The organism is uncultured Romboutsia sp. (genome assembly GCF_958366745.1).
In the GTDB taxonomy this organism is placed as follows: Bacteria; Bacillota; Clostridia; order Peptostreptococcales; family Peptostreptococcaceae; genus Romboutsia; species Romboutsia timonensis.
Genome location: NZ_CATXCO010000280.1, coordinates 1 through 2,717, shown reverse-complemented (window position 1 = coordinate 2,717; position 2,717 = coordinate 1). Strand labels below are relative to the sequence as shown.

At 35.1% G+C, this 2,717-nt stretch carries 3 protein-coding genes; all 3 read right to left on the bottom strand.

Features of this window, described 5'->3' with window-relative positions; all coding sequences use genetic code 11:
• Positions 1 to 298 precede the first annotated feature (298 nt).
• Positions 299 to 433, bottom strand: a complete 135-nt coding sequence (locus tag Q5F54_RS13310) for a hypothetical protein (protein WP_302334550.1) — start codon at positions 431 to 433, stop codon at positions 299 to 301.
• A 255-nt stretch (positions 434 to 688) separates the two neighbouring features.
• Positions 689 to 1,564 (bottom strand): hypothetical protein, encoded by an 876-nt coding sequence (locus tag Q5F54_RS13305; RefSeq protein ID WP_302334549.1) that lies wholly within the window; start codon positions 1,562 to 1,564, stop codon positions 689 to 691.
• A gap of 731 nt (positions 1,565 to 2,295) precedes the next feature.
• The coding region (locus Q5F54_RS13300; RefSeq protein WP_302334548.1) for a hypothetical protein at positions 2,296 to 2,717 on the bottom strand (422 nt) is incomplete at its 5' end.

Here is a 2,717-nt window from a genome sequence, read left to right as displayed (position 1 = left end):
ACAGTCTATAAAGAAAAAAGGAAGCAAGTCCTAATAAACTTGCCTCCTTGAGGTCAACATTGATATCCATCATAGAGTTGCCAGTGTCATAGCTCCACCTTCACCTCTCTGATGTAGCATATAAAACATGTCACCTGTATCAGGTGAACATACTTGGGAGACAACAGGATTGGTAACCTCTCCATTAAGGAACTTGTCACTAACTGCACCAGTTTCACAGCCATAAACAAAGAAGCACTTACCTGTATGAGGATTCTGCTTAACCTCAATCTTGTTTACACCCTTTTGAGCCTTGAACTCATTCACTGTCACTGTCTCTAAGAACTTTAACTTTTCCATAATCTTGTAATTTTATTGTTGTGCAGACAGACCATTCTGCTGCTGTTGATTCAGTTACTATGGTGGGGTAATGAGCTAACTGTAATGAGTTCACAATGTAAATTCAATAATCCCCAAGATGTACAGGGGGGATATCCCACTCTTAAGGTCTGGGGTGGGTGAAAATGTGACTTAGAGTACACTTGTAGATATCAAGTTTGCAGAAATTGAAAATAAAAATTAAAAATATCAGGGAGACAGTATATCAGATGACAGTAGGGAGTGCTATATATTAGTTATGTACAGATATAGAAAGCCCCTGCCTTCTGGTGTGAAAACAGGGGGGATTGGGACTCCTTCACTTTTATGATTACTCTTGTACTACTCTTTGAAGTATATTAGGGTGCTTCACTTTACTTAAGTTCCAATGTTCAATAGTTAAGCTTGGTGATACTCCTATTGCATTAGTTAACTCCTCTTGCATGATACCTTTCACCCATTCAACATGTTCAGTAGTTGTAGCAATGGAGTCATGGATAGTAAATACAGGAACTTGAGGATTGCCTTCTTCCCATATTCTTTTACAGCATCTGTGGAGAATGATTTCACTCTCTATTGATTGCAATAAACAAGATAACCTATTATGCTGTTTATCAATAGCAATATCCTTATATCTATGCTTGATAATCTTAAATAGTTCAGCTACTTTAGGGAATAATTCTGTGCTAAATATCTTCTTCATTTGGTTAATGGTTGCATCATCATGCTGCCCTTGATTACTGGAGAAGAACAAGTAAAACATAAGCACTTTAGCCTCATCTCTATCAATAGATTTATGTAGACTATGTTGACATACTTCTGCAACTGTCTCATACATATTACCACTAGAAGCTATATCAAGGTATTGTGCAAAATCTTCTTCACTGCATGTTTGGAAGAATCCTTCTACCTTCAAGGGTATAGCAACAGTAGTCATAGCTCTCTGAATATCCTCTGGTAATGAATATAGACTTAGTGAGAGTTCATTTCTTATACTCCAGAATTCAGGTTTAAGTAATACACAGGCTAAGTAAGGTTGGCTATTACTTATATCAATGCTGACTAGTTCTTGTTCATTATATGTGAGGAAATTCCTATAGTCCTTTTCTATATTGGTGATTACAGAATGTAATCTATGGACTGTGCTGTCTATATGTACTTCATACCTATGATTCTCTATTTTATTTATGTTTATTAGAGCCGCCATATACTGCACAAGGGGGTGTTTCAATTTATTGGTATTCTTATTCTTGTTCCACCTTCCTTTGTCTTCCATCTTATATTGCAGAATGCCATCAGAATATTGACTTACTATAGGGTTAATAGATAACCTTTTCTCTTCATACCAGTAATATAAGTAAGGTAGTTCAATAAACGTTTCATCATTCTCTTCTTGGATAAAGTAAGCATCTTCTTCATGCCTACAGGTGACATTACAAATATGGAAACCTGACTGGGTATATTGTTTACTCCATCTGTATTGCATGGATTTTACTCCGGGGATATATACAGCATAACATTCAAGAACACCAGTATTCACTAAGTAATCCTTATAAGGTATAATATCTCTGATATTGTCTTTAACATAACCAATAGTAATAGGAATCCACCCATCTTCATCTATTAAGTCCTTATTCCTAGCAGGTATAGTAGATAGCAAAGCAAGGAAATAGTATATCTTATCTTTAGAAAACCTTAAGTTGGAATTAAACCCATATTCCTCTAGGGGATACAAGGCTAAATGGACATCAAGGTCAAAATCCACAGGTAATACTATATTTCTTCTGTGCCCTTTACCTGCAAGAGCCATAAAGGCAATACTAGCTCTTCTTCTAGGAGAAACTCTTATGCCACTTAATATGCTAAAACTAAATAGATTATTCATAATATTTATATAAGTCTACAAATATAAGAACTACTTCCATTATGATGGGAAATTTATAAAATAAATAACTTTAACAAATTATTTTCCTTAGTAGCTATCCTGCCAGTATGTTCTTTAAATCCTCTAGGATTCTCTCCTCTGATGGTGTATTTATTCCTAGATGTTCTATCAGTAGCATACATACTTTTCAATAAGACTACATACTTTCTTGGTTTCAGTACCTTATGTAGATGATACTGAACTATAGGAGCTAATATCTCTTGTATCTCACTTGCTGAATAGCTCTTATTTAAGGTGAGACTTCTTCTTATAGCAACTTTGAAAGGATGCTCTTCATCTAGTGCCCAGTACATGACTGTATTATTGAGGTTCTTGAAGACTACACTGTTACTTATTCTACTTTCCCATAGTTGATGTAGCAGACTATCAAGGTCAACATACCTATATAGCTTGATGAATCTCTCTAAGAATATCT

Coding starts and splice junctions, on each gene's coding strand:
- Q5F54_RS13305 (WP_302334549.1), bottom strand. CDS start 1,564: ATGGCGGCTCTAATAAACATAAATAAAATAGAGAATCATAGGTATGAA.